The 24,288-nt window shown below is 70.0% G+C and carries 19 protein-coding genes and 1 pseudogene; 9 read left to right on the top strand and 11 right to left on the bottom strand.

Going from position 1 to position 24,288, the window contains the following annotated elements; translation table 11 throughout:
- Nucleotides 1-21: 21 nt before the first annotated feature.
- Entirely contained in the window at nt 22-1,266 is a 1,245-nt protein-coding gene (locus tag QFZ67_RS34760) for a DUF418 domain-containing protein (protein ID WP_307665006.1), read from the top strand.
- 25 nt (nt 1,267-1,291) lie between these two features.
- A complete protein-coding gene (locus tag QFZ67_RS34755; RefSeq protein ID WP_307665005.1) occupies nt 1,292-1,888 on the top strand; it encodes a hypothetical protein in 597 nt (198 codons plus the stop codon).
- 21 nt (nt 1,889-1,909) lie between these two features.
- On the opposite strand, the gene QFZ67_RS34750 is transcribed toward QFZ67_RS34755, so the two are convergent.
- Nucleotides 1,910-2,752, bottom strand: a complete 843-nt coding sequence (locus QFZ67_RS34750) for a hypothetical protein (RefSeq protein WP_307665004.1) — start codon at nt 2,750-2,752, stop codon at nt 1,910-1,912.
- Nucleotides 2,753-2,915: 163 nt separating this feature from the next.
- Between QFZ67_RS34750 and QFZ67_RS34745 the strand changes: the two genes are divergently transcribed.
- Nucleotides 2,916-4,124, top strand: coding sequence for an MFS transporter (locus QFZ67_RS34745; RefSeq protein WP_373430160.1), 1,209 nt, complete (start codon nt 2,916-2,918; stop codon nt 4,122-4,124).
- Between the two features lie 165 nt (nt 4,125-4,289).
- On the opposite strand, the gene QFZ67_RS34740 is transcribed toward QFZ67_RS34745, so the two are convergent.
- The 3 genes from QFZ67_RS34740 to QFZ67_RS34730 all read right to left on the bottom strand — a co-directional run bounded on the left by QFZ67_RS34740 (nt 4,290) and on the right by QFZ67_RS34730 (nt 8,258).
- Nucleotides 4,290-5,645, bottom strand: coding sequence for a hypothetical protein (locus QFZ67_RS34740; RefSeq protein ID WP_307665003.1), 1,356 nt, complete (start codon nt 5,643-5,645; stop codon nt 4,290-4,292).
- Between the two features lie 289 nt (nt 5,646-5,934).
- Nucleotides 5,935-6,426 carry a hypothetical protein gene (locus tag QFZ67_RS34735; RefSeq protein ID WP_307665002.1) on the bottom strand — a complete coding sequence of 164 codons (492 nt, stop codon included), beginning with the start codon at nt 6,424-6,426 and terminating at the stop codon, nt 5,935-5,937.
- 143 nt (nt 6,427-6,569) lie between these two features.
- A complete protein-coding gene (locus tag QFZ67_RS34730; RefSeq protein ID WP_307665001.1) occupies nt 6,570-8,258 on the bottom strand; it encodes a sigma-70 family RNA polymerase sigma factor in 1,689 nt (562 codons plus the stop codon).
- Between the two features lie 563 nt (nt 8,259-8,821).
- Between QFZ67_RS34730 and QFZ67_RS34725 the strand changes: the two genes are divergently transcribed.
- From QFZ67_RS34725 to QFZ67_RS34715, 3 genes are all read left to right on the top strand, one after another.
- The gene (locus QFZ67_RS34725; protein ID WP_307665000.1) at nt 8,822-9,940 is read left to right on the top strand and encodes a sugar ABC transporter substrate-binding protein; all 1,119 of its coding nucleotides are present in this window, start codon (nt 8,822-8,824) and stop codon (nt 9,938-9,940) included.
- A 71-nt stretch (nt 9,941-10,011) separates the two neighbouring features.
- Nucleotides 10,012-10,806: an ATP-binding cassette domain-containing protein gene (locus tag QFZ67_RS34720; protein ID WP_307664999.1), complete on the top strand. Its 795-nt coding sequence runs from the start codon at nt 10,012-10,014 to the stop codon at nt 10,804-10,806.
- The gene (locus tag QFZ67_RS34715; RefSeq protein WP_307664998.1) at nt 10,803-12,095 is read left to right on the top strand and encodes a sugar ABC transporter permease; all 1,293 of its coding nucleotides are present in this window, start codon (nt 10,803-10,805) and stop codon (nt 12,093-12,095) included. The genes QFZ67_RS34720 and QFZ67_RS34715 overlap by 4 nt, the downstream gene beginning before the upstream one ends.
- A gap of 157 nt (nt 12,096-12,252) precedes the next feature.
- Here the strand turns inward: QFZ67_RS34715 and QFZ67_RS34710 are convergent, their stop codons facing one another.
- A complete protein-coding gene (locus tag QFZ67_RS34710; protein ID WP_307664997.1) occupies nt 12,253-12,915 on the bottom strand; it encodes an HdeD family acid-resistance protein in 663 nt (220 codons plus the stop codon).
- 271 nt (nt 12,916-13,186) lie between these two features.
- On the opposite strand from QFZ67_RS34710, the pseudogene QFZ67_RS34705 reads away from it, so the two are divergent.
- Nucleotides 13,187-13,370: pseudogene (locus tag QFZ67_RS34705) on the top strand (DUF2252 domain-containing protein); the annotation flags it as partial.
- A gap of 75 nt (nt 13,371-13,445) precedes the next feature.
- Here the strand turns inward: QFZ67_RS34705 and QFZ67_RS34700 are convergent.
- The 5 genes from QFZ67_RS34700 to QFZ67_RS34680 all read right to left on the bottom strand — a co-directional run bounded on the left by QFZ67_RS34700 (nt 13,446) and on the right by QFZ67_RS34680 (nt 19,881).
- Nucleotides 13,446-13,643, bottom strand: coding sequence for a hypothetical protein (locus QFZ67_RS34700; RefSeq protein ID WP_307664996.1), 198 nt, complete (start codon nt 13,641-13,643; stop codon nt 13,446-13,448).
- Between the two features lie 130 nt (nt 13,644-13,773).
- The gene (locus tag QFZ67_RS34695) at nt 13,774-14,292 is read right to left on the bottom strand and encodes a hypothetical protein (protein ID WP_307664995.1); all 519 of its coding nucleotides are present in this window, start codon (nt 14,290-14,292) and stop codon (nt 13,774-13,776) included.
- Between the two features lie 309 nt (nt 14,293-14,601).
- On the bottom strand, nt 14,602-17,292 hold the full coding sequence (locus QFZ67_RS34690) for a LuxR C-terminal-related transcriptional regulator (protein ID WP_307664994.1): 2,691 nt from the start codon (nt 17,290-17,292) through the stop codon (nt 14,602-14,604).
- 262 nt (nt 17,293-17,554) lie between these two features.
- Nucleotides 17,555-19,069, bottom strand: coding sequence for a glycerol kinase GlpK (glpK, locus tag QFZ67_RS34685; RefSeq protein WP_307664993.1), 1,515 nt, complete (start codon nt 19,067-19,069; stop codon nt 17,555-17,557).
- Between the two features lie 44 nt (nt 19,070-19,113).
- Entirely contained in the window at nt 19,114-19,881 is a 768-nt protein-coding gene (locus QFZ67_RS34680; protein WP_307664992.1) for an IclR family transcriptional regulator, read from the bottom strand.
- A gap of 176 nt (nt 19,882-20,057) precedes the next feature.
- On the opposite strand from QFZ67_RS34680, the gene QFZ67_RS34675 reads away from it, so the two are divergent.
- Entirely contained in the window at nt 20,058-20,474 is a 417-nt protein-coding gene (locus QFZ67_RS34675) for an ATP-binding protein (protein ID WP_307664991.1), read from the top strand.
- A gap of 377 nt (nt 20,475-20,851) precedes the next feature.
- On the top strand, nt 20,852-22,246 hold the full coding sequence (locus QFZ67_RS34670; protein ID WP_307664990.1) for an MFS transporter: 1,395 nt from the start codon (nt 20,852-20,854) through the stop codon (nt 22,244-22,246).
- Between the two features lie 89 nt (nt 22,247-22,335).
- On the opposite strand, the gene QFZ67_RS34665 is transcribed toward QFZ67_RS34670, so the two are convergent.
- Entirely contained in the window at nt 22,336-24,276 is a 1,941-nt protein-coding gene (locus QFZ67_RS34665) for a GAF domain-containing protein (RefSeq protein WP_307664989.1), read from the bottom strand.
- Nucleotides 24,277-24,288: the final 12 nt, after the last annotated feature.

Here is a 24,288-nt window from a genome sequence, read left to right as displayed (position 1 = left end):
GCTTTCCCCAACCCTTGAGCTATGACGCACGACGTATCGCAGGCCGTGCCGTCCGAGGCAGCACCCGAGGCCGCGGCGGGCCGCTCTCCCTGCCGTACGACGTCAACAGGGCGGCTGATCGGCATCGACCTGGCCCGCGGCCTGGCGGTCCTGGGCATGTACGCGGCCCACGTCGGTCCCGAGCCGTCCGTGGGCGGCCCGCTGGGCTGGGCGATGGAGCTGGCACGCGGCCGGTCCGCTGCCTTGTTCGCTCTGCTTGCCGGGTTCTCCCTGGTCCTGCTCACCGGCAGGCCGCAGCCGCGGACCGGGCGCGCGGGGCGGCAGGCCGTGGGCAGGGTACTGATCCGCTCCGCCGTCCTGATCGTCCTGGGATACGCCTTGGCCGCCCTGGACACTCCGGTCGACGTGATCCTTGCCTGCTACGGACTGCTCTTCGTCCTCGCCCTTCCTCTGTACCGGCTGCGCGCGGTCACCCTGGCCCTCATCGCCGCAGCGACCGCGCTCGTACTGCCCCAGGTCCTGTATTTGCTGCGGGCTGCGGTCGAGGGCGGAAGCTGGGCCGATACCGTCATCGCCCACGATCCGCTGGGGCGCATCACCGATTCGGACGGGCTCGTCGAGCTGTTCATCACCGGCGCGTACCCGGTGCTGACCTGGCTGCCTTTCATCATCGCCGGAATGGCGGTGGCCCGGCTCGACCTCACCCGGCCCGGTGCACCGGCCAGGGTCGCCCTGACCGGCGGCGCGCTGGCCGTGCTCGGCTACGGGGGCTCATGGCTGGCCCTGCATCTGGTCCCGGGCGCACCGGCCGCTGTGAACGCGGCCACGGACACCGGGGCGGCATCATCGGCCTGGTGGTCCGACGCCGTCGGCGAGGACCCGACCGCGGGCATTCCCGCCTGGCTGCTGGTGGCCGCGCCGCACAGCCAGACGACATGGTCCATCCTGGGCAGCACCGGCGTCGCCCTCGTGGTCCTGGCCGCCTGCTTCATCGCCACGGACCGGTCGGCCCGCCTGCGGTGGCTGGCCACGCCCGTCATCGCGGTCGGCTCAATCGCCCTGACCGCCTACGTCGGCCACATCATCGCCATCAAGGCCCTGGGCATCGACGACCTGCCGGACTCCGTGGCCCTACTGGTCCTCCTCGGCTTCGCCGCAGCTGCCATGCTGCTGGCACTCGCCTGGACCCGGGCCTTCCGGCGCGGACCGCTGGAGTACATGCTGCATGCCGCCACCACACCCGCCCGTCTCAGGGACACAGAATGATTCGCCAGAACTGGGAGGTTTCTCCATGACTGGCTGCGACCCGTACGCCCCCAAGGAGTTGCAGACCGCGCAGACTCTCCAGACGCGGTCCCTCGAGAGGCTGACTCTGCTGGAAGCCGCAGACTTCCTCCGCGCCAAAAGCCAAGGCGAGATGTTCACCATGCCGTACATGGCAGTCGAGGCGCTCTTCGCCCACGACGGGATGGTCGGAGGCGACGAGTCCATCGAAAGCCACCTGGAACTGCCCAGGGCACTCGGCCTGCACGCGCCGTTCTGGGCACGCATCACCGACTACCGGGAAGGCGCGAACGTCATCTACATGACCGAAAAGAGGGAAGCGCTGCACGGGGTTCTGGGCATCGTGCTCTACCCGGATGGCGACGCCCCCGGCGAAGGCCACAAGTACTGGCGCGCCTTTCACGCCCAGTCCGGCACCGACACCACCGAGCGGAACTACCTGTACTACTCATTGAGCTGGAAGCAGACCCATGGCGGCTACCAGGTGGGGTGCCCACATCTCCGGCCGCAGCAAACACGGTGGGCTGGGACGTCCTGCACCCGCCGACGGTCACAAACGCTGATCGGCCGGTACACAAACCGCTTCACCGATCCCTCTTCGTGACCAGGTGAGCCGGTCGGCCGGTCAGCCGGTGCGCACCGCCGTGACGGTGAAGCGTTCAACCTCGGCGACGTGCCCGCCGGTGGATGCGACAACCGTGAGCACCGGGTCGCGGGCTCCGGAGAAGGACACCGACTGTTTCCAGGGCTGGTCGTTGCCGCCCGCCGAGGTGCAGCACGAGGTTCCCAGCAGCGCCCCGGACGATGGCTGGCGCACCTGCACGCGGATGCCCTCGTCCACGCCGGTGATCCGCCCGCCGGCCACCATCGGGGAACGCACGAGCGACCCGTATCCGGGCGTGGTCAGGGAGAACGTCGTGTCGTCGGTGCCCACGACCTCCCACGGGGCGTCCGGGCCGGTGCCGTATCGCATGAGGTGGACAATCGCCGCGGTGCCGCCTTCGGGCCCGCTCGGTGCGACGCCGATGCGGGCGTGCGGACCGCTGACGGTGTGTGAGGAGATCCGGCCGATCTCCCGGAAGCCGAGGTAGTTCCGGGTGAAGGACAGTGCGGTCTGGTCCGGGTCGAGATGCCAGGGCGCGTGTCCGCCGGAGCGATAGTCACGTTCCCACGCCTGGGCTTCGGCGAGCGTGGCGAACGGCCACAACGGCTGGAAACGCCCGGAGCCGAGCACTGGCAGGCTGCCGCCGGGGGCGGGCGAGGTCGGCCCTTGCGTGCCCGGCGGTGTCGTCGCCGCCGGGGCCGAGGGAACGGGTGTCGCGGGCGACTGCGACGGTGAGGACGTTCCCGGTGCGGCGGACGGCGATCCCGACGCGGTCGGGGACCCGCCAGAACCCCCGCAGGCGGTGAGCATCAGGCCGGTCACGGCCGTTGCGGCGAAGAGCCGGAATGGGAGCCAGATGTTCATGAGTGCCCCACAGGGTTGTACCGACCGCCGATTCGGTCCGTTCAGCCATCGTCCCACCACTCCGGTTCACGTCACAGACCCCGGCCCGGCCGCGTTCCCCGTGGGCAGCGCGCCGCCTCGTGCCTGGCGGCGGCGGCGAGGGGGCGCTCGTAGGGTGACGTGCGTGATCGTTCGCAAGGGCGCAGTGAACGCAGGCGGTGCTTGGCGACCGGGCTATCCGGCTGCGGCAGTGGTGTTCGCCATCGGGATGGCCGGGACCACCCTGCCCACACCGTTGTACGGGCTCTACCAGGAACAGATCGGGTTCTCCGAGCTGATGGTGACCGTTGTCTTCGCCGTGTATGCCGTCGCGGTCATCACCGTGCTGCTCGTGGCGGGAAACTACTCCGACGAGGTCGGCCGCCGACCAGTGCTCCTGATCGCCATGGCCTTGTCGGCCGCGAGCGCGGGATGCTTCCTCCTGCAGAGCGGTCTGCCTCTGCTCTTCGCGGGGCGGCTGCTGTCCGGCTGCGCGGCCGGTCTGCTGAGCGGCGCGGCCACACCGGCCGTCATCGAGCTGGCCGGTCCTGGGCAGAAGGCGCGGGCCGGGTTCGCCGCCACCGCAGCGAACATGGGTGGTCTGGGCTGCGGGCCACTGCTCTCCGGCCTTCTCGCGCAGTACACGCCCTGGCCGCTGTTGCTGCCGTTCTGGGTCCACCTGGGGCTGGTGGCTGTGGCCTGTGGGATCACCTGGTTCCTGCCGGAGACCGTGACGGAGCCGAAGCGATGGCCACCTCTGAAGCCGCAGGGAGTCACGGTGCCTCCGGAGGTGAAGGGTGTGTTCACACCCGCCGCGCTGGCGGCGTTCGCCGGCTTCGCGCTTCTCGGGCTGTTCACGGCGGTCGCGCCGAGCTTTGCCTCGCAGACGCTGGGTTTGCACAACCTGGCTGTCTCGGGCGCGGTGGTGTTCTCCGTGTTCCTCGCTTCGACCGTCGGACAGACCTTGACACAACGGATCGGCGCGCGCCTCGCGCTCCCCGTGGGGTGCGGCATCCTCATCGTGGGCCTGCTGTTGGTGGCATCATCGCTGCTCGCCGAATCCATGCTCCTACTCGTCCTCGGCGCCCTCTGCGGCGGCACCGGCCAGGGCCTGGCCTTTCGCGCGGCGCTCACCGTGGTCAGCGGCGCGGCCCCGGCACAGCATCGAGGCGGCACCATTTCGGCGTTCTTCGTCGTCGCCTACGCCGGAATCTCGGTGCCGGTGGTCGGTGTCGGCGCCATGGCCACATGGCTCGGGCTACGCCAGGCCGGGCTGATTTTCACGGGCTGCGTGATGCTGCTGGCGGCGGGCGCGGGAACGTACGCTGCGCGCAGGCCGCCGGCGGGGGCGTAACCGGGCGCACATGAGGGCCGCGCTTCTTGCCAGTCTGGGCCGTCGGCAGCGAAGCGCCTCGGCCGCGGTACGGCCCGCCCCTTCTCGCCGCACTGACCCTGGTCGCCGGCCAGGACGTCGAACCGGCCGACGGCAGCGACGGCCGTGACTCGGGGCGAGTGGCCGTCATTCGGCGCCCGGGGACAGGGATGAATCGGAACCGAACGCATGGAATTCGATGCACGGCTCGGCGGTCGTCGGGCAATGCGCGGTGACATGGACACGGTGCACGCCGTCGACGGGGATGATCGGCACCGAGATGTCGTGCACGGAACCGTCGGCGGTTGGCGTGATCCGCGCCAGCGTTAATCGGGCAGGGGAATCGAGCACGAGCTCTATCCACGCACCGCCGCCCGGCGGCCCCGCGAGTCTGGCGTGGGCGAGCGCGTCCCCGGTGGAGAAAACGACACGGTCGTAGCGCAGGAAGGATGAGCTTCCCAGGACACGGGTGCCCCGGCCGGAGCCGGCAGTCGTCCCGCGCTGGAATGTGTACGCATCAGCAGGGACGCGGTCTCTGGCCCGGAACGTAGGGGGAGTCGGTGCTTCCGGCGACGGAGAGTCGTCCGGCGCGGGCGAGGACCGGGACGCAGACGGCGGGTGCCCCTGGGCCCCGCGCTGCTGATCGCAAGCGGCCAGCGCGACCATGCCCACGCCAACGCCGGCCAGGAAGCCGATGACCACGAGAGCGGCCCGCGAGCGGCGAAGGACCCGCGGGGACGCCGCCCACATTGTTCCCCGGTGACGCGGGGCGGTGGCCGCCGTGGCCCGGGCCCGGCGTACGCGCGAGCGCTGTGCGGGAGCATCGACCCGGGCTTGCACCATCAGCCTCGTCAGGAACGGCGGATCGTCCAGGGGCACGGGGATGGCGGCCTTCGCCCGCAGGTAATCCTGACCGGTCCACCACCCCAACAGTCGTACGGGCAGCTGCGCTTCCAGCTGCCCGTCGAGCCGGGACACGTCTTTGTAGACACCCATGCATGCCGGACAGACACGGAGATGGTCCGCGACCTCCTCGGTCGGCGACGCCTCGGCCCGCAGGGCCAGCCGCTTGATCACCTCCCGGCAGTCCTGACGCTCCAGCCGCTCGAGATACAGGTCCGTACGGGCCTGGCGCAGCGCGCTTCTGGCCTGGTCGCACCAGTCCTTGACCGCATTGAGGGCCAGCCCCGTGATGCGGGCCGTCGACGCGGGATCGTCCCGGTCCACCACCGAGTGCCACAGCAGACACTGGGTGGTGACGGGGAGGCGCTGGAACGCGAGAGCCAGCTGGCCGTCCTCGCCCCAGGGCCACCGGCCTCCCGCGGCGACCCAGGCCCGGAAGTCCGGCGACAGCGCTTCGCGCTCCCGATGCCATCTCGTGATCGCCGCGGTGCGAACATTGCCCAGTAACTGAGGTCGCAGGCAGCCCGGATGACGTTGTCCGACGAAGCCCTCCCCGGACACCATCCGTTGCAGCAGTTGCGCGAAGACTTGTGATGTCACCTCGTGCGCATGCAGTGGACCCGGCAGGCATTGGGAGGCGTACGCCTTCACGGCGGCGTAGTGGCGGCGATATAGATGCCGAAAGAGTTCGACTCGTCCTTTACGCACTGCGTGAATCAGAGCAGCATCCGAAAGGGGCTGCCGTGGCGGCCGCGAACCCAGGACCAAATGCATCGAGAAACCTTCCACTCAAGTCCGGTGGCGGCCGGCCACGGGTGAAGGCCCGCATGGCGTCACCGGCCTGCCGGCCGACGCCTTGCTGCGAGCCGGCAAAGTATTCCGGGGAGAGTCAGCTGAAGGTGAATTCGGTGATGCTGACGCAGGAATTGCCCGCGGCGCAGCACGCCGTGAGATGCACCGTGTGGACACCGGCGGTTGGCCGCATGGGCGCGTGCGGCCAACGTGCCGAACCCGGCAAGCTGCCGTCGGTGAGGGTACGAGCCGCACCCTCCGCGTCCGGGGTGTCGCCCCACGCCTTCGGCGCGCGGTTCCACTCGCGCAGCGCCGGCGTGCGCGCGGTGGTCAATAGGTGCACCCGAAGCGAGCCTGCGAGTGGGCGTCCGCCCACCGTCGCGTCGTAGAGGTCGCTGAAGACCTGTTCGGTGCCCCTCAGGACAGCTGCCCGGTCCTTGAAGCAGGTGTGGAGACAGGCGACGACGGCGGGCCGGTGACGCACCACGAGGGTCTGAAAGGCCGCTGTTCTGCCGTGTCGTACGAGCTGTCCGGTCTCCGCATCGCTGAAGCGCTGATGAAGGTGGTGCGCGAGGACACTTCGGACCATCGGGGTCCCCCGGGATGTGTGTCGTATGTACAGACGGTCACAAGGAGGACTGCTCCCGGCGGAGTTCATCCCGCCGCTTTGCTAACGCTTTGCCCAATGGGCCCATGCGGCCGGGTGGCGTCGCACGGGCCCTGGCCAGTCAGTCACTTGACGTCGATGTGGAAGCGGAGCCGTGGGGCGTTGTAGTAGTTGTACGTGAGCACGACGGGGGCGTCCTTCTCAGGCGGCGGGTCGTTCCCTTCCCACCAGTCCAGCATGCCGAGTTGCATCTCGTCCCAGGGCTTGCCGTCCTCGAGTTCGGCGCGCACCAGGTAACTGCCGCCGTCACTCTCGCCCCACCACGGGTCGAAGCGGAACAGCTGTCCGTCGCCGGCCGCGCGGCAGGGTCCCATCCTGATCCGTACGTTGGCAGCGTTGTCGTATACCTCCTGGGTGCCTCCGCGGTAGTCGATGCACTCGCCTGTGGCGGCATTGCGCAGCCAGGTGTAGTCCTTGTTCTCCTTGAACGAAAAGGTCTCCCAGACCTGGTCCTTACCGTCGTCACACGCGTTCTGGACGACACTCGTACCGGCGGGCTCGACGCACATGACGCTGACTCCCGCGTTGCGGAGGCTGCCTGACCACTTGACGGCCCCGAGGTCGGCCAAGGTGGGCGATGGCTGCGCCGACTCTCCGGATGCCGGAGCTGACGCTGTGGCGGAGTGCCCGGCCCGGCGCGCCGCGGCGGTCTGGGAGGGCGTGGCTGTGAGCCTGACGGGCGGCGGATGCCCGGAAACCGAAATGGGCGGCTGCGCCACCCGTGCGTGCGGCGAGCTCTCCGACCCGTTCCCGTCGTCGCCGAAAGGCATCGGCGCGACGAGGACTGCGATCCCGATGGCGGCGACTACGGAACCGGCGACCGCGCCCGAGGACAGCGGGGCGTCCTTGGCCTTGGCCCACCACCCCGTACCGCCGTCCAGGGGGACGGAGCCGTCCGGTGCGCCGGGTGCGATGGCCATACCACCGGCACTCGCGCCCGCTTCCGCCAGCCGTGCCGCCATATACGCCGAGCCTCCCCACAGCAGCACTCCGGCCGGCAGCACCGAGCCCAACCGCTCGTTGAGTTCGGTGAGTTCGATGAGCGCCGCGCGGCAGCGCTCACACTCCGCAAGGTGCCGGTCAAGGTCCTTGTTCGTACGCCGGCCGGTGCGACGCACGGCGGCGCCGAGCAGGGAGCTGTAGCGGCGGCATTCGTCGGTGCCGGAGGCGTTCTCTCCGTACACCGCCAGGTATGCCTCGCGCAGACCTTCCCGGGCGCGGGACGCCAGCGAGCTGACACCGCTCGCGCCCAGGCCGAGCAGGGGGCCGACATTCGCGGCCGGTTCCTCCTCGACGGCGGTGTGCCAGAGGACGGCCTGCCAGCGCTCGGGCAACGAGCGGAACGCCCGTAGGACAAGGCTGTTCTCCTCCAGGCGGAGCATCCGCTCCTCGCCGCTCTCCGCCTCGGGGGTGTCGGACACGTTGGCGAGCCACTGCTCGAAGTCGGCTGACAGCTCGGTGCGGCGAGCCGTGCCCGCCCAGTCGGCGGCGGTGCGGCGGACGACGGTGAGGAGGTACGGGCGCCAGGCGGCCTCCGGACCGCTGCCGGACCGTACGGCTTGGAGTGTGCGGACGAAGGCTTCCGAGGTGAGGTCTTCGGCGGTGTGCCGGTCGCGGCAGCAGGCGAGTGCGTAGCAGAAAACGGCGGACCGGTGGCGGCGGTATAACTCGTCCACTGGGGCGTCGGACTGCAACTCTCTGATTGCGGCGGTGAGTTCGGCGTCGGACAGGGGTATTTCTTGCTCATTGGGCATTGTTACCCATGCTTTCGGTGTGCGACATGAGGGAAGCGGCATTCTGGTCGATGTTCGAATACCGACGGAAGCATCTGGGGTGGACCACCATCGAGTGGTACGACAACTCATCCGTCCAGGGCTGTGGTGTCGGCCCGGACGCACGCCGCGCGTTACCTCCTCACCCGTAAGGGTCAGCCGTTCCAGTCCCAATCGTGTCGACCGAACCCGAGGGGCGTGCTCGCGGCCCGGGGGAACGCCGAACCCCCGGATCAGACGTGGACGCGGCCAGCCATCTGCCCGACCCGGTGCGGCAAGCCCCGGACCTGGAGCGCCCGCATCGCCCGCATCGCCCGAGAGACTGCTTCAGGATCATCGGCCCAGGTCAACAGACTCGACCCCGGGTTTCCGGAGCGCCGCAGGCCAAGGTCGGCGTCGGACCCGCGGGCTGGGCGGGATCACTCTGCCACCGCGCCGGGTCTGCCGCGATGTCCGGCCGTCACTGTTTTATGTTTTCTCATACATTGGGGGTTATGTCGGTTCGGCCCCAGACGGTGCACAGCCTCAGGAGACGTGGCAGGAAAATGCCTCGGACGAAGAACTGTCCGGGTCGTGCTGTCGTCGCCGTGACAGCGGCGTGGACGCTCGCCGCTCTCGCCGCCTGCGGGGTGGTCGGCGAGGCAGGCGAGGACGCGGGCGGGAGAACCTCCGGCAGGGGCGGCTTCACGATCGGACTGCTGCTCCCGGACACTCACACCGCTCGCTGGGCGACCGCCGACAAGCCCCTGATCGTGGAGAAGGTCAAGGCACTGTGCCCCGACTGCAGGGTTACCCACGCCTACGCCTCAGCGGACGTGGCCACCCAGCAGCAGCAGATCGAATCCATGATCGCGGACGGTGCCAAGGTCCTGATCCTGGATCCCGTCGACGACAAGGCGCTCCGCTCCTCGGTCACCAGGGCCCGCGACGCGGACGTCCCGGTGGTCTCCTACGACCGCCTCGCCGAGGGCCCCATCTCGGCCTACTCCAGCTACGACTCGGAGGAGATCGGCAGGATCCAGGCCGAGGAGCTCCTCAAAGCGATGGGCCCCAAGGCGCGCGGCGGCCAGATCGTGATGATGAACGGTGACTCCACCGACCCGAACACGAGAGACCTGATGAGGGGCGCGCTCTCCGTACTCAAGGGCAAGACGAAGATCGGCAGGTCGTACTACACCGCCGAGTGGATTCCGGAGAACGCGTTCAGGAACATGTCGGCCGCCATCGCCGAGCTGGGCGCGGACAGGATCGACGGCGTCCTGTCGGCCAACGACGGGCTCGCGGGTGGCGTGATCACCGCGCTCAAGGCCGCCGGTATCAGGCCGCTGCCGCCCGTCACCGGTCAGGATGCCGACCTCTCGGCCGTGCGGCGGATCCTCAAGGGCGAGCAGTACGTCACCATCTACAAGTCCTTCGAAGCAGAGGCCAACGCCGCCGCCGAGATGGCCGTCGCCCTGGGCCGTGGCGAGAAGCTCGACACCATCGCAACGGACCGTGTCAGCAATGGCACAAGCAAGGAGATTCCGGCCGTCCTGGGGCCCCTCGTCCCCGTAACCGTCGGCACGATCAAGGACACGGTCGTCAAAAGCGGCCTTTACACGGTCAGCCAGATCTGCACCCCGGCGGTCGAAGCCGCCTGCCGGAAAGCCGGGCTCACCGAATAGGTAGCCCGACGCCGCACCTCCCGCACGTCGTGCGGCATCACCGGCCCGGAGAGACGGGACGGGCAAAGGAGGTGGTTCACGTGCCGAGCACGCCCCTGCTGGCGCTGCGCGGAGTCTGCAAACGGTTCGGCGCTGTCTGGGCACTCACGGACGTCGAGCTGGAGATCCATGCCGGAGAAGTCGTCGCCCTGGTGGGCGACAACGGCGCGGGCAAGTCCACCCTCGTCAAGGTGATCACCGGCGTCGCCCCTGCCGACGAGGGTGTCATCAAGTGGAACGGCCGTCCCGTCCGGATCACTCGCCCCCGCGATGCCCAGGGCCTGGGCATCGCCAGCGTCTACCAGGACCTCGCGTTGTGCGAGACCCTCGATGTCGTCGGCAACCTCTTCCTCGGCCACGAGATCGGCAGGACCGGAATCCTCGACGAAGTGTCCATGGAGCGCCGGGCCGGGGAACTGGACCTGCTGGACACCCTCTCCATACATATCCCCAGCGTCGGCGTCCCCGTCGCCTCCCTCTCCGCGGGCCAACGCCAGGCGGTCGCGATCGCGCGCGCTCTTCTCAGCGAACCCAGGATGCTCATCCTCGATGAACCTACCGCTGGGCTGGGCGTCAGGCAGACCATCCATTTCCTCGACCTGATCGACCGGCTTAGGGAACGCGGGGTCGGCGTTCTCCTCGTCAGCCACAACCTGGGTGACGTCAAGGCCGTCGCGGACCGGGTCGCGGTGCTGCACCTCGGTCGCAACAATGGTTTCTTCAGCGTGCCGACCACGTCCCAGGAGCAGATCGTCTCCTCCATCACAGGCGCCACCGACAACGCCGTAACCCATCGCGAGACCTGGGCGTCGGAGGGAGCGATGTGAACAGGACACGGGCATCCGAGAATCTCGGTCCCACCAGGGCGGGCAGCGATTCGGCCGGCGCCGTGCCCACCGCCGTCGACCAGCGCCGGGCAGCGGGCGGCGAGGGCGGTTTCAGGAGCTACGTCGGCGACTTCACCCGCAAGCTGCGCAGCGGCGAACTCGGATCGCTGCCCGGCATCATCGGCGTCGTCGTGCTCTGGACCGTTTTCCAGAGCCTTCACCAGCAGTTCCTGTCGCCCCGCAACCTGTCCAACCTCAGCGTGGACATCGTCGGCACGGGCATGATCGCCCTCGGCATCGCCTTCGTGCTGCTGCTCGGCGAGGTGGACCTGTCGGTCGCCTCCATCAGCGGGCTCACGGCGGCGGTGTTCGCGGTGCTGAACGTGAGCAACGGCCTGCCGGAGTGGCTGGCGATCGTCGCCGCCATGCTCGTCGGGGCGGCGATCGGAGCCGTTCAGGGGTTCTTCTCGGCCAAGATCGGCGTACCGGCGTTCGTCGTCACCCTGGCGGGGCTGCTGGCCTGGAACGGCCTGATGCTCTATGTCCTGGGCGCGAGCGGCACCATCAACCTCCACGAGCAGGGCCTGATCCACGCGCTGACCAGTTACTACTTCCACGACGCGGCAGTCGCGTACGGGCTGGCGGCGTTCAGCGTGGCCGTGTTCTTCCTCGCGTCCTACCGGGACGCACGCCGCCGCAGGGCCGCCGGCGTGCGGTCCCGGCCGCTCAGTGTCATCGCCGTGCGCATGGGCGCGGTGGCACTGGTCGCGTTCGCCGCCGCTTATATCCTGAACCGCTTCCAGGGCCTGCCGCTCGCTCTTCTGATCTTCCTGGCCTTCGTCGTCGGCCTCGACTTCGTCCTTCGCCGCACGTTCTACGGGCGGAAGATCTTCTCCATCGGCGGGGGTGCCGAGGCGGCCCGCCGCGCCGGCATCAATGTGGTGTGGTTGCGGATCTCGGCGTTCATGGTGTCCGGGACCCTGGCCGCTGTCGGCGGGCTCTTCCTGGCCTCACGCGTCGCCGCGGTGGGCCAGACCTCGGGCTCCAGCATCCTGCTGATCAACGCCGTCGCCGCAGCCGTCATCGGCGGCGTCAGCCTGTTCGGCGGCCGCGGTACAACCTGGTCTGTCCTGCTCGGCATACTCGTCATCCAGTCGATCGCGTCGGGAATGGTTCTCCTGGGCATCCCGACGCCGATGCAATCCGTGATCACCGGTGGCGTGCTTCTCGCCGCCGTGGCCCTCGACTCGCTGTCGCACCACTCGCAGAAGGCACATGGCAGGGCTTGACCACGCAGGCGCCGGGACCTGGGCCATGAACCCGTCGGCCACAGTCGGCGAAGCGTTCGCCCATCAGCCGTTCTCTGCCGTTCTCTGCCGTCTGCCTGCCCACGGGGAAGGACCGGGCGGCCTCACCCGAGGCGGGTGAGCGGACGGGGCGCGGAACTCAGACGGTCCCGGCGGAGCCGCGTGGCCCCGCGGTGCTTGACCTGCGGAGTGCGGCTCGCCATGCGAAGGCCACCGCCACCTCGACCAGGCCGAGCAGGACGAGCCACAGACCCAGCAGCCAGGTCAGCGCGCGGGCCGACTCGGCCGGCAGGGCCAGCACCACGATCCCCGCGACGATGCCGATCACCGCGGCGCCGAAGACGAACCCGCGGTGGGGCAGGTCCTTGGTGGCGATGGCCGTGTAGAGGGTGAGGATGCCGGACACCAGCCAGACGATCCCGACGATCAGCGAGAGCGCGGCGATGGTCTGCAGCGGGTTCCTCAGACACAGCACCCCGGCCAGGACGTACAGCACTGCGAGGAGCAGCCCGTGCAGCCTTTCGCCGTGCTCTTCCCTTGCGAAGGCCGCAACGAACCGGAACGCCCCGGTCACGAGCAGGTACAGGCCGATGAGGACCGCCACGACGTGCAGGGTCCCGTCCGGCCAGACCAGTACCAAAACGCCCGGCACGAGCGTGGCGACAGCCGAACCCAGGATCCACGTCCATGAGCGTCCGAGTTGCGCCAGCACTTCCGCGGGGTCGCCCGCTAGTCCGGGCGCCACCCCGTCGGGCATGTGTTCCGGTCCGGTACGCGGTGTCGGACCACGCGACACGGTCATGGCTCCTCCTCGCGCGATCGAGCGGGGCACTCCTGGACCGCCGACGGGGCGGTGCGCAGGGATCTCACCTGGCCAGCATCCCGCCCGCCGTCGGCCACCGGGTCACCCACGGCGGGTGATCCGTACGCACCGCCGGGGCTTTGAGGTGAGTGCCGAAAGGAATGCGCCGGCGTGCGGCGGAACGGACGAAGAGACACGAGCTGAACGATCCAGTGGCTGCCCGGACGGGGCCCGCCCGGTCCGGGCAGGCGACGTATCGGAGACGACCGGGTCCCGCTACGGCGACCCCCTCGCCGTCGCCGCCTGCCTGGGAGGGAGCGACCGCTTCGACCGCGCGCTCAGCCGGTTCGCCCAGGCCTATGCCGAACAGGACGAGCGGGACCAAGGACGAGCGGGACTTCGAGGCGTTGGGCGCCGCCGCCCGCTCCGGCAGGATCCACGCCGAGAGCCTCTGAGGTCACCCGCCCCACCCCCACGGCGCTCCGTTGCGCGAAAGCGCCGCTCGTGGCATCGCTCGTCGTAAGGCCGCGTCACTCCGGCAGCTGGCGCATCTCCAGGACCCGTAGTCCCAGCGACTGGCAGCGGGCCAACAGCCCGTACAGGTGCGCCTCGTCGACGACGCAGCCGAACAGGACTGTCTGGCCGGACATCACCACGTGGTCCAGCTCCGGGAAGGCTCTGGTCAGCGTCTCCGACATGTGTCCGTCGACGCGGATCTCGTAGCGCATGAGCTGCTCTCTCCCCCTGATGGCCTGGGACAGGCGGGCTGCGCCCTTTCCCTACAATCGTCCGCCTCGGCGCACCGCCCGGCCTCACCCCGTAGAGGTGATACGTCGCCCGGCACGCGCTCCACCTGCATCAATGCTTCAGGATGACCTTGAACGCGATAATCAGCAGACCGAGCAGCAAATTCACCGAGGCGGTGGCGGCCACCAGGCGCCACGAGGCGCCGGCACGTCGTGCCGCGGCCGCCGACCAGCCCGCCTGGCCTGCCACGGCAACCGAGAGCGCCAGCCAGAGGGCACCCTGTACGTCGAGGCCCAGGAGGGGACTGACGGCCACGGCGGCGGCCGGCGGGACGGCGGCCTTGACGATCGGCCACTCGTCGCGGCACACGTGCAGCACGATCCGGCGATCCAGGCTCTGCTGTGCCAGGCGCGCCCCGAACAGCTGGGCGTGCACATGCGCGATCCAGAACACCACGCCGGTGAGCAACAGCAGCAGCACCAGCTCCAGGTGCGGGAACGAGCCCAGGGTGCCGGCGCCGACGACCACCGAGGCGGCGAGCATGGATCCGTAGACGCCACCGGTGTAGTCGGCATGGGCCCGGCGCTCGACGGTGCGCGCTCGGGCCGTGCCGTGCTCGGCGTTGGACATCGCGGCCTCCTCGAAGTCAGCGACTCGAGCCGTTCGCGTCGGCCCCGAGCGCCGGTGTCGGGTTGCTTCGGACGGCCGGCCCTCCGAGTCGGCAGATGCGGCTTGACCAGGACTGGCGAGCGTGATTCCCCCGGTGGCGAGGACCGCCGGAGCGGCCCGGCACATGCCCTGCCGCCACCCCCATCGCAGCCGAAGAACTCACCCTGTGCCTCACCCACCACGGGCGAGCCGGACGAGCCGCGAAGACCCCTGCCCGCGGGGGTGCCGGCGGCGGTGCGCCATGGAGCCGGCCCCTTCACGGCCAGGTGGTCACAGCAGCCGCAGCTCGCGCGCGCGGCGCACCGCGTCGTGGCGCCGGTTCACGGCCAGCTTCCGGTAGACGCTCTTGAGGTGGGTCTTGACCGTGTTCACCGACACATACAGATCGGCGGCGATCTCTTCCGTCGACATCATCTGGGCCAGCCGTTGCAGCACATCGCGCTCGCGTTCACTCAGTTCCTCCACGACCGGCGCCGGCGGCTGGTCTTCGGGCCGAGGCGACCCGCCGTGCGGCGGCGGACCGGGTGTGAGCCAGCCCGCGGCCAGCCCTCGCAGCGGCACCATGCCCAGCAAAGGCCGGATCCACGGTCCGGCTTCGAGGAAGGGGCGCCGCAGCCGCTCGCGCCGTGCCTCGTGGAGAGCCTGGGCGACGAGCCTGCGCGAGGTGGCGCAGTCCCCCGCCTCGTCCGCGGCCTGCGCCCTCACCAGCGAAGCCCGGACGGTCACCGCGGGGCCGGTGCGGCCCTCGGGGTGCACTCTGTCGAGCAGGTCGATCGCCGCGAAGGGCTTCCCCGCGGCGAGTTGGGCCCGCGCGGCCCCTACGGCACACGCCACCTGGTCGTCGGGCACCGCTCGCAGCAGCTCGGCGGCCGTCTCCGGCCGGCCTTCGGCCAGGTGTGCGGTGGATGCCACCAGCGCCGTGTGCCCCTCCGCCCATGGGGAGACCACGTCGGCGGCGACGGCCGGTTCCGCCTCTTCGAGCGCGGCTTGCGTGTTGCCGCGGGCCAGTAGCAGGCGCGCGGTGGCGATGGCCCGCCCCGCTTCCATCACCGGGTCCCGCATCGCGCGGTGCGAGTCCGCAGCGGCGTCGAGGAGGGCCTGGGCCTGACCCAGTTCGTTGCGTTCGACGGCCACGGCGGCCAGGACCAGCAGCCCGATGCCGGAGCCGGACGCCTGGGGCAGGCTGAACCGCTCGGTCTCGGTCATCGCCGCCAGGGCCTTGCGCTCCGCCCTGCCTAGCCAGCCGTTCAGGTAGTCGATCAGGGCCAGGTGGCCCAGGGACTCCTCGCGCGGGAGCGCCGTCGAAGCCCCCCCGGAGCAGCCGGCCACCGTGGTCAGGGCGGCGCGTGCGTCCGCGAAGCGCCCGGCCCACAGCCGCGTCGAGCCAAGATGGGTCAGCAGGAGGGCGTTGAGTTCGGGATGCTCGTCCAGGAGGTGGGTGGGCACCTCCTCCTGGAGTTTCTCGGCCGCCTCCGCGGCCATCTCCGCCCTTCCCGGCGAACCGGTCAGCCGGGCCGCCAGGGCTTCCAGCAGGGCACAGCTCAGCCGGGCCGCCGCCAGGCCGGGTGATTCGTCCCCCGCCGGCGTCTGCTCCCCCGCCAGGCTCTGCTCGGCCTGCCGCAGGTGGGTCAGGCCACGGTCGAGGTCGCACCGGGACAGCTCACGGGCCGCGCGGACGAGGTCCGTGGCCGGGCTCGTGGTCTCGGGCCCCATCCGTGAGAACAGCCCGGCCAGGTCGTCGGAACGGAGGCCGGTGAAGAGCTGACCGATGGCGAGGCCGTCGACGAGGGCATCGGCGGTGAACTCCCAGTCGCCCGCAGCCGCACCGTGGCCGAGCGACTCCGCGAGGGATCCGGAGCGCCGCAGCCATTCCGCGGCCTGCCGGTGCAGTTCGGGCTCCAGGCCGGGAGACCGCACCCGCAGATGGGCATGGAGGATCTCCCTGAACAGCGGGTGGAGGCGGTACCAGGCGTGCCCGAGGTACTCGACGAACGCGTTCTCGCGGTGCAGCCCGGCCAGGATGGACTCGGCATCGGTGCGCTCCGTCAGCGCGTTCGCCAGCTCGGGACAGAAGCGCTCGAGGACGCTGACCCGCAGCAGGAGGTCCTGCGTCTCGGCGCTCTGCCGCTTGAGCACCTCCGCCAGCAGGAAGTCGGCGACTGTGGTGCGGTCGGCCTCGAACTCCTTCAGATACATCTCCGGATCCGGGCTCTCCTGCGCGGCCAGGGCGCACAGGCGTAGCCCGGCGGCCCATCCCCGGGTGCGCTCCACGAGCCCGCGCGCAGCGTGCACCGGAAGGCGCAGCCCGTGCAGCTCCAGCAGCGCGGCCGCTTCCTCGGGAGCGAAGGCCAGCTCCGCGTCCCTGATCTCCGTCATGTCGCCGGCCGCCCGGTAACGGTGCAGCGGCAGCAGCGGTTCGGTGCGGGTGACGAGGATCAGGCGCATGCCCCGTCCTGCGTGGTGCAGGACGAACTCCAGCTGCTCCGCGATCTCCGGTTCGGTCACACGGTCGTATTCATCGAGCACTACGATCACGGGCCGGTCCCGAGCGCTCAGACCGGCGGCGAGTCGCGCCAGCAGCGTGTGGTCCACGCGGCTCGCGTCCGCGGGGAAGCCGACCTCCGCGGGCAGCGGCACACCGGAGGCGCGCAGGGCCTGGAGCAGGTACGCCCAGAACACTCCACACCCCTGGTCCGCCGTGTCGGCGGTGAGCCAGGCGACGGACCGGTCCAGCCCCGCGGCCCAGTCGGCGACCAGCAGGGTCTTGCCCGCGCCCGCGGCTCCGTTGACCATCGTCAACGGAGTCAGAAGAGCCTGGTCGAGGTGCTTGACCAACCGCTCCCGCCGCAGGAACGTCGCAGGGCGCGTCGGTACGGCGAACCGCGTGCGCAGAAACGGGTCTCCCTGGGGATCGGCGCGCGGTGTGGCCGGTTCCGGACCGTTCTCCTCCACCCCAGCCATGACGCTCACCGCCACTGTTCGTCAGGTCATGGGCAACGCTCTCCCCCCTCAGCATCCCAGTGTTCCTACGCATATGCGCGCCGCGCAGGGCGGCCGGGCGCTCTGCGGGTGCGGTCGTGCCGACCGCTGAGCACGCTGGAAGCACGCCCGGATACGGGGCAGCCGTGCGCCCTCTGTCGGCACCGGCAGTGCTCCGCGCGAGCCATCGCAAGGGGGGCGCTGCACGACTGCGCCTCGGTCACAATTCGTAATGGTTTGCCCGTCAAGGGCGGTTCGACGGTTTGATCCACCCCAGCGATCGCTCGACGGCACGCTGCCAGTTGTCGTATTCCGATTCGCGCCGTGCGGAGTCCATGTCGGGCAGCCATTGGGCCGCCCGGTGCCAGTTGCTGCGCAGGACTTCCAGGTCCGACCAGTAGCCGACGGCCAGCCCGGCGGCGTAGGCGGCGCCCAGCGAGACGGTCTCGGCGACCATGGGCCGCACCACGGGCACGTCGAGGACGTCGGCCAGGATCTGCATGAGCAGGTTGTCGGATGTCATGCCGCCGTCGACCTTGAGCTCATTCAGGGTCAGCGAGGAGTCGGCGTTCATGGCGTCGACGACCTCACGCGTCTGCCAGCCGGTGGCTTCCAGCGCAGCTCGGGCCAGGTGCCCCTTGGTGATGTACGAGGTGAGGCCGACGATGACACCGCGTGCGTCGCTGCGCCAGTGGGGCGCGAAGAGACCGGAGAACGCCGGGACGATGTAGCAGCCGCCGTTGTCCTCGACGGTGCGCGCGAGGGTCTCGATCTCCGGCGCGCTGCTGATCAGTCCCAGACGGTCACGGAACCACTGGACCAGCGAGCCTGTGACGGCGATCGGGCCTTCCAGCGCGTAGACCGCGGGCTGATCGGCGATCTTGTACGCAACGGTGGTGAGAAGTCCGTTCCGCGACCGCACGACGTTGTTGCCGGTGTTGAGCAGCAGGAAGCTGCCGGTCCCGTAGGTGCACTTCGCCTCGCCCGGGGAGAAGCAGGTCTGCCCGAAGAGTGCAGCCTGCTGATCGCCGAGCGCGCTCGCGATGCGGATGCCCGGGAGGACCGAGCGGTCCTCACCGTAGATTTCCGCCGAGGACCGGATCTCGGGCAGCATGGCGCGGGGAACCCCGAAGAACCCCAGCAGTTCCTCGTCCCAGGTGAGCGTGCGCATGTTCATGAGCATCGTGCGACTGGCGTTGGTGACGTCGGTGATGTGCTGACCGCCGGCCGTCCCGCCGGTGAGGTTCCAGATCAGCCAGGTCTCCATCGTGCCGAACAGCACCTCGCCGTCCTGAGCTCGCTGTTCCAGCCCCGCGACATGGTCGAACAGCCAGCGGATCCGTGGCGCGGAGAAATAGGTGGAGGGCGGCAGGCAGCAGCGGTCCAGGAAGAAGTCGTCGCCGGGGTGGTTTCTCAGATCCTCGACGAGCGGAGCGGTGCGGGTGTCCTGCCAGACGATCGCTCTCCCCAGCGGGGTGCCTGTCCGCCGGTCCCAGAGCACCGTGGTCTCGCGCTGGTTCGCGATGCCCAGGGCGGAGACCTCTCCGCCGGCGGCGCCGACGCCGGACAGGGCCTCGGGCACGACGCGCCGCAGATTGCGCCAGATCTCGAGGGCGTCGTGTTCGACCCAGCCGGGTCTCGGGAAATACTGCTCGTGCTCGCGCTGGGCTACCGACACCAAACGCCCACGGTGGTCGAACAGGATGCAACGGGTGGAGGTGGTGCCCTGGTCAATGGACATCACATACCGTTCAACCATGATCCGGACCGCCTTCCGATGCGTCGAGGATGCGGTGGTGGGACCTACCAGCGGGCCGCCCCCAGGTCTCTGGAGATCGCCCGTGCGGCCTCACGGAGCAGGGTGATCAGGGCCGGCTGAGGCTGGCCCTTGGCATCACAGACCCGCTCGACCGGGCCGGACACGCCGATGGAGCCCACCACGAGGCCCCCGTGCCCCCGGATGGGCGCGGCGACGCCGGCCTCACCCATGCTCATCTCCTGAACCTCGGCCGCCCAACCGACCTCCCGGATCTCGGCGAGTGCTCGGGTGAGCTCTTCCGGGACAACCAGGGTGTGCCGGGTGTACGCATCCAGACCGGCGTCGAGCGCCGACTCCACGGTCGCGGTGCCGAAGGCCAGCAGGACCTTGCCGAGCGAGGAGGCGTGCAGCGGCAGCAGCGCGCCCACGTCCAGGGTCTGGAGCGTGTCGTCCGGCCGGAAGACGTGGTGGACGATGAGCACCCTGTCCTCCAGGGGGGTGCCCAGGCGGACTGCCTCCCCGCTGCGGGCGGCCAGAGCGTCGGCCCAGTTGATGGAGCGCGACCGCAGCTCGTTGACATCGAGGTAACTGGTGCCGAGGTGGAGCAGCGCCGCCCCGAGCTGGTATTTTCCCGTCGCCGCGTCCTGCTCCACGAAATCCACGTGCTGCAAGGTGCGCAGAATGCCGTGGGCGGTGCCCTTCGCCAGCCCCAGCGACGCGGCCACCTCTCCCAGTCCGAGCCGACGAGGGCCGCCGGCGAGCAGGCGCAGAATTGCCGCCGCTCGTTCGATGGACTGGACCGGACCGGCCATACAGCAATTCTAGGCTCGCCTTTGCCGGTCTGCGGTGGCCCATGATGGGGTGATTCTTCAGGATCCAGGTAGTCCATTCGGTAATGCCGACCGCTGTTCATTGACCGGCCTCGCATCGCTCCCTAGCGTGCGTCGAGACCGGCGTCCTGCCGGCAGCGCTACGCCGAGGAGGGCACATGGCGGCTCAGCTCAGCACAGTGGCCCGCGAGGCAGTCGATCACTTCTGTCCCGTGCCGCATTCCCCGAGAGCCGTCTCGGTCGTGCGCGGACGTGTCCGCACGGTGCTCACGGAGTGGGGCCTTTCCCCGGACGTCACCATGGATGCGCTCCTGGTGGTCTCGGAGTTGCTGACCAATGCGCTCGTCCACGCCCTGCCACCGGCGACGCTGCGGTTGTCGTGGGTCCACGTCGACGAACGAAGAGCCCTGCGCGTCGAAGTCACCGACGCGGGAGGCGCGCTCCCAGCCAGGCAGTCGGCAGACCCGGACGAGCACGGCCGGGGAATCGCCATAGTCACCGCCCTGTCGGCCCGCTACGGCGTACGCGTCCACGCCGGCGGGATCACTTGCTGGGCGGATCTCCTCGCAGCGTAGGAGGACAGCCCGGACAGCCCGGACGCCCAGTAACCGAACGTCGGAAACGGGCCCCGGAAACCCCAGGCGGGTGCGCAGACGCCTCGGCCGGCCGACGTCGCGGTGCCGAACCGCGTGCGTCGGAGATCGTCGACGACGCTGCCGGAATACCGCACAAGGCAGACCGGGCTATGGGTGGCCACCGGCACCGACCTGGACGTCCTGCACGCCTCCTTGCGCTCCGGGCCGCACGGGCGCACGACGTTGGTAGGTCATGGTGGCTCCGCGCACACCCGCACACAGAACTATGGTGTCCCACCACATGTGCCGGTGACCAGCGGATTTCTACGGTGTGGCGACATCAAATCGTCCCCGTCCTCCGCCCGGAAGTGGTGACCATGGCTGCCTCGGCATCCGCTCCCCCAGCGCCCGCATCGCCCAGCTCCCTCAAGCGCATCGTCGCCGCGAGCCTCATCGGCACCACCATCGAGTGGTACGACTTCTTCCTCTACGGATCGGCTGCCGCCCTGGTCTTCAACAAGCTGTTCTTCCCCGGCTCCGACCCGCTCGTCGGAACTCTTCTCTCCTTCCTCACCTACGCCGTCGGCTTCGCCGCCCGCCCCCTCGGGGCGCTGGTCTTCGGGCACTACGGCGACCGGCTCGGCCGCAAGAAGCTGCTGGTGCTGAGTCTGCTGCTGATGGGTGGGGCGACCTTCGCCATCGGGCTGCTGCCGACGCACGCCACCATCGGGAGCGCCGCGCCCGTGCTGCTCACCGTGTTGCGGCTGGTGCAGGGGTTCGCGCTCGGCGGTGAGTGGGGCGGGGCCGTGTTGCTCGTGTCGGAGCACGGGGACGCCAAGCGGCGCGGGTTCTGGGCTTCGTGGCCGCAGACCGGGGCGCCGGCCGGGCAACTGCTCGCCACCGGGGTGCTCTCCGCTCTCACCGCGTTGCTCTCGGATGCCGCCTTCACCTCATGGGGCTGGCGCATACCGTTCCTCCTCTCCGGTGTGCTCGTGATCGTCGGTTTGTGGATACGTCTCTCTGTCGATGAATCTCCGGTCTTCAAGGCGGCGCTGGCACAGGCCGAGGAGCGCAAGGCGGCCTCCGGGCAGGTCGAGAAGATGCCGCTGGTCGCCGTGCTGCGGCACCACTGGCGCGATGTGCTGGTGGCGATGGGCGCGCGGATGGCCGAGAACATCAGCTACTACGTCATCACGGCGTTCATCCTCGTCTACGCCACGACCGCGGTAGAGCTCAGCAAGCAGACCGCGCTCAATGCCGTACTCATTGCCTCCGCAGTGCACTTCGCGGTGATCCCGGCATGGGGCGCGCTGTCGGACCGGATCGGGCGCAGGCCTGTGTATCTCATCGGCGCGATCGGTGTGGGCGCCTGGATGTTCCCGTTCTTCGCGCTGATCGACAGGGGCAGCTTCGGCAGTCTGCTGCTCGCCGTCACGGTGGGGCTTGTGCTGCACGGGGCGATGTACGCACCCCAGGCGGCGTTCTTCTCCGAGATGTTCGCCACGCGCATGCGCTATTCCGGGGCCTCCATCGGTGCACAGTTCTCGTCGGTCGCGGCCGGCGCTCCGGCTCCGCTGATCGCCACCGCGCTCCTCGCCGACTACGACTCGTCGACGCCGATCGCTCTGTACGTCATCGCCGCTGCGCTGCTCACCGTCGTGGCCATCGGCTGTGCGCGCGAGACCCGGCAGCGGGATCTGAACGCAGTCGAGGCCGAGCCGGTGGAGGACGGCGGGCCGGCGCATCGGCCGGCCGATGCGCGAACTGCCTGACAGGCAGGCCGGCAGGTAAGTAGGTAGACAGACAGACGTATGGCGTATGGCGCTGCGCGGATCCCAACGGGGTCCGCGCAGCGGCGCGTTCAGTGGGCGACCGCCGCAGACATCGCATGCAGCCGCAGTGCCAGCTGGATCTCCAGCGCCCTCGCCGGTGACTGCCAGTCGGGGCCGAGCAGCCGGCCTATTCGTTCCAGTCGCTGGGCCACAGTGTTCACATGGACATGCAGGTCGTCCTTCGTACGGGCCGGGCTCATGCCGCTCGCAAAGTACGCGTCGAGCGTACGGACCAGATCGGTGCCGCGCCGACGGTCGTACTCGACGACCTCGCCCATCGTGCGCTCTACGAAGCCGTCGATGTCACCGGGGTCGGCGAGCAGCAGGCCGAGGAAACCCAAGTCCTGTGCCGCGGCGCCCTGTCCGGAGCGGCCGAGCAGGCGCAGGGCGTCGAGGCAGCGACGCGCCTGTGCGTACGCGCCGGCTATCGGGCTCGGATCGCCGGCGGGCGCGGCCACCGGTGAGGACGCGCCGACGGTGACCAACTCCCTGAGTGTGCCGCCCAGTTGCCTGGCGGTCTGGCGCGCGACGTCGGACGCACTGTCGTCGGGGCCGAGCGGCAGCAGCAGTACGGTGCCGCCGTCGCGAGCAGCCGCCAGGCCCGAGCGGGTCGCGGCCAGGTGCGAGGCGGCGGACCACAGTCGCTGACGGTCCGCGGTCTCCCGCTCGGCGGTAGCGGTGTCCCGTCCGGTCGAGTCCCGTCCGGTCGAGTCCCGGCAGGCCGCGTCCCGGTCCGCGGCGTCCGTGCCGGGGCCGTCGATGCGGGCGGCGAGCACCACATGCGGGGCGTCCAGGTCGGCCCGAAGCCGCGCAGCCCGCTCACGCAGCAGCCGCGGGTCGCGGTCGGCGGCGTCGAGGAGGTCGTCGAGCAGCTCGCCCCGTACCCGCTGTTCGGCGGCGTGGGCGGAGCGCCGGGCAAGGAGCAGCAGCGAGGTGACCATGGCGGCGCGCTCCAAGGTGCGCCGGTCGACGGGATCCAGGTCCCGCCGGCCGCGGAGCACCAGGGCGCCCAGCAGCTCGCCGCCCGCCGAGACCGCTGCCACCCAGGCGTCTCCGTGCCGTATCGCACGGCCGTCGGCGCCGGTCGCGTCGAGGTCGTCGTCCGTGAACTCGACCGAGCCGTCCAGGACTTCGGACAGGGCGGCGGCCACGTCATGAACGCCTCCGCCGCGCAGCACCACTTCGGTCAGCCGGTCGTGGACCTCCGAGGCACGCTCGATGACGCCGCTGTGATCCCGGATGATTTCGTTGGCCCGCTCCAGCTCGGCGAGCGCCGAACGGGTCTCCGCCAGCAGGTTGGCGGTGTCGATGGCGACGGCCGCATGGGCGGCGAAGGAGGCCAGCAGCGCGACCTGTTCGCGTTCGAAGACTCTCTCACGGCGGTCCGCGGCGAAGAGCACGCCGATCACCTGGCTGCCGAGCATCAGCGGCACCCCGAGGATCGCGACCAGGCCCTCGTCGCTGACGGCCGTGTCTATCGCCCTCGTGTGCTCGAAGCGGGCGTCGTCGAAGTAGCTGTCGGTGACATACGGTCGTGCGGTCTGGGCGACGAGCCCGCCGAGCCCCTCCCCCATGCCTAGCCGCAGCTGCTGGAAGCGCGCCGACACCGACCCTTCCGTGACCCGCATATAGGTGTCGCCCGCCGACGGGTCGTTGAGGCTCAGATAGGCGACCTCGGTGCCGAGCAGCGAACGGGCGCGCTGCACGATCGCCCGCAGCACGGCGTCGAGGTCGCGCAGACCCGCCAGGTCGTGCGCGGTCTCGAAGAGCGCGGACAGCTCGGCCTCGCGCCGTCGCCGCCCCTCCAGCTCGGCGCGCACCCGCAGCGCGAGCTGCTTGGCGTGCTCGATGGCGGCGAGCTCGTCCGGTGCCGCGCCGCTCGCGCGGGCGAGCAGCACGGGCCGGTCGTACGCCTCGGTGGCGGCACCGCGTGCGAGGAGCTCCAGGTAGGAGGCTTGATCGTGAGGCATGGACACAGGATT

Origin of the sequence: Streptomyces sp. V1I1 (assembly GCF_030817355.1) — a bacterium.
GTDB lineage: Bacteria > Actinomycetota > Actinomycetes > Streptomycetales > Streptomycetaceae > Streptomyces.
Note: the sequence above shows the minus strand (reverse complement) of the source record. Positions and strands in the feature narration are given on the sequence as shown.

Excerpts from the sequence above, each read along its gene's own strand:
- QFZ67_RS34690 (WP_307664994.1), bottom strand. The coding sequence starts at position 17,292 with ATGGCTGGGGTGGAGGAGAACGGTCCGGAACCGGCCACACCGCGCGCC.
- QFZ67_RS34710 (WP_307664997.1), bottom strand. The coding sequence starts at position 12,915 with ATGACCGTGTCGCGTGGTCCGACACCGCGTACCGGACCGGAACACATG.
- QFZ67_RS34700 (WP_307664996.1), bottom strand. The coding sequence starts at position 13,643 with ATGCGCTACGAGATCCGCGTCGACGGACACATGTCGGAGACGCTGACC.
- QFZ67_RS34665 (WP_307664989.1), bottom strand. The coding sequence starts at position 24,276 with ATGCCTCACGATCAAGCCTCCTACCTGGAGCTCCTCGCACGCGGTGCC.
- QFZ67_RS34755 (WP_307665005.1), top strand. The coding sequence starts at position 1,292 with ATGACTGGCTGCGACCCGTACGCCCCCAAGGAGTTGCAGACCGCGCAG.
- QFZ67_RS34670 (WP_307664990.1), top strand. The coding sequence starts at position 20,852 with ATGGCTGCCTCGGCATCCGCTCCCCCAGCGCCCGCATCGCCCAGCTCC.
- QFZ67_RS34680 (WP_307664992.1), bottom strand. The coding sequence starts at position 19,881 with ATGGCCGGTCCGGTCCAGTCCATCGAACGAGCGGCGGCAATTCTGCGC.
- QFZ67_RS34730 (WP_307665001.1), bottom strand. The coding sequence starts at position 8,258 with ATGCCCAATGAGCAAGAAATACCCCTGTCCGACGCCGAACTCACCGCC.
- QFZ67_RS34750 (WP_307665004.1), bottom strand. The coding sequence starts at position 2,752 with ATGAACATCTGGCTCCCATTCCGGCTCTTCGCCGCAACGGCCGTGACC.
- QFZ67_RS34735 (WP_307665002.1), bottom strand. The coding sequence starts at position 6,426 with ATGGTCCGAAGTGTCCTCGCGCACCACCTTCATCAGCGCTTCAGCGAT.
- QFZ67_RS34725 (WP_307665000.1), top strand. The coding sequence starts at position 8,822 with ATGCCTCGGACGAAGAACTGTCCGGGTCGTGCTGTCGTCGCCGTGACA.
- glpK (WP_307664993.1), bottom strand. The coding sequence starts at position 19,069 with ATGGTTGAACGGTATGTGATGTCCATTGACCAGGGCACCACCTCCACC.
- QFZ67_RS34695 (WP_307664995.1), bottom strand. The coding sequence starts at position 14,292 with ATGTCCAACGCCGAGCACGGCACGGCCCGAGCGCGCACCGTCGAGCGC.
- QFZ67_RS34760 (WP_307665006.1), top strand. The coding sequence starts at position 22 with ATGACGCACGACGTATCGCAGGCCGTGCCGTCCGAGGCAGCACCCGAG.
- QFZ67_RS34675 (WP_307664991.1), top strand. The coding sequence starts at position 20,058 with ATGGCGGCTCAGCTCAGCACAGTGGCCCGCGAGGCAGTCGATCACTTC.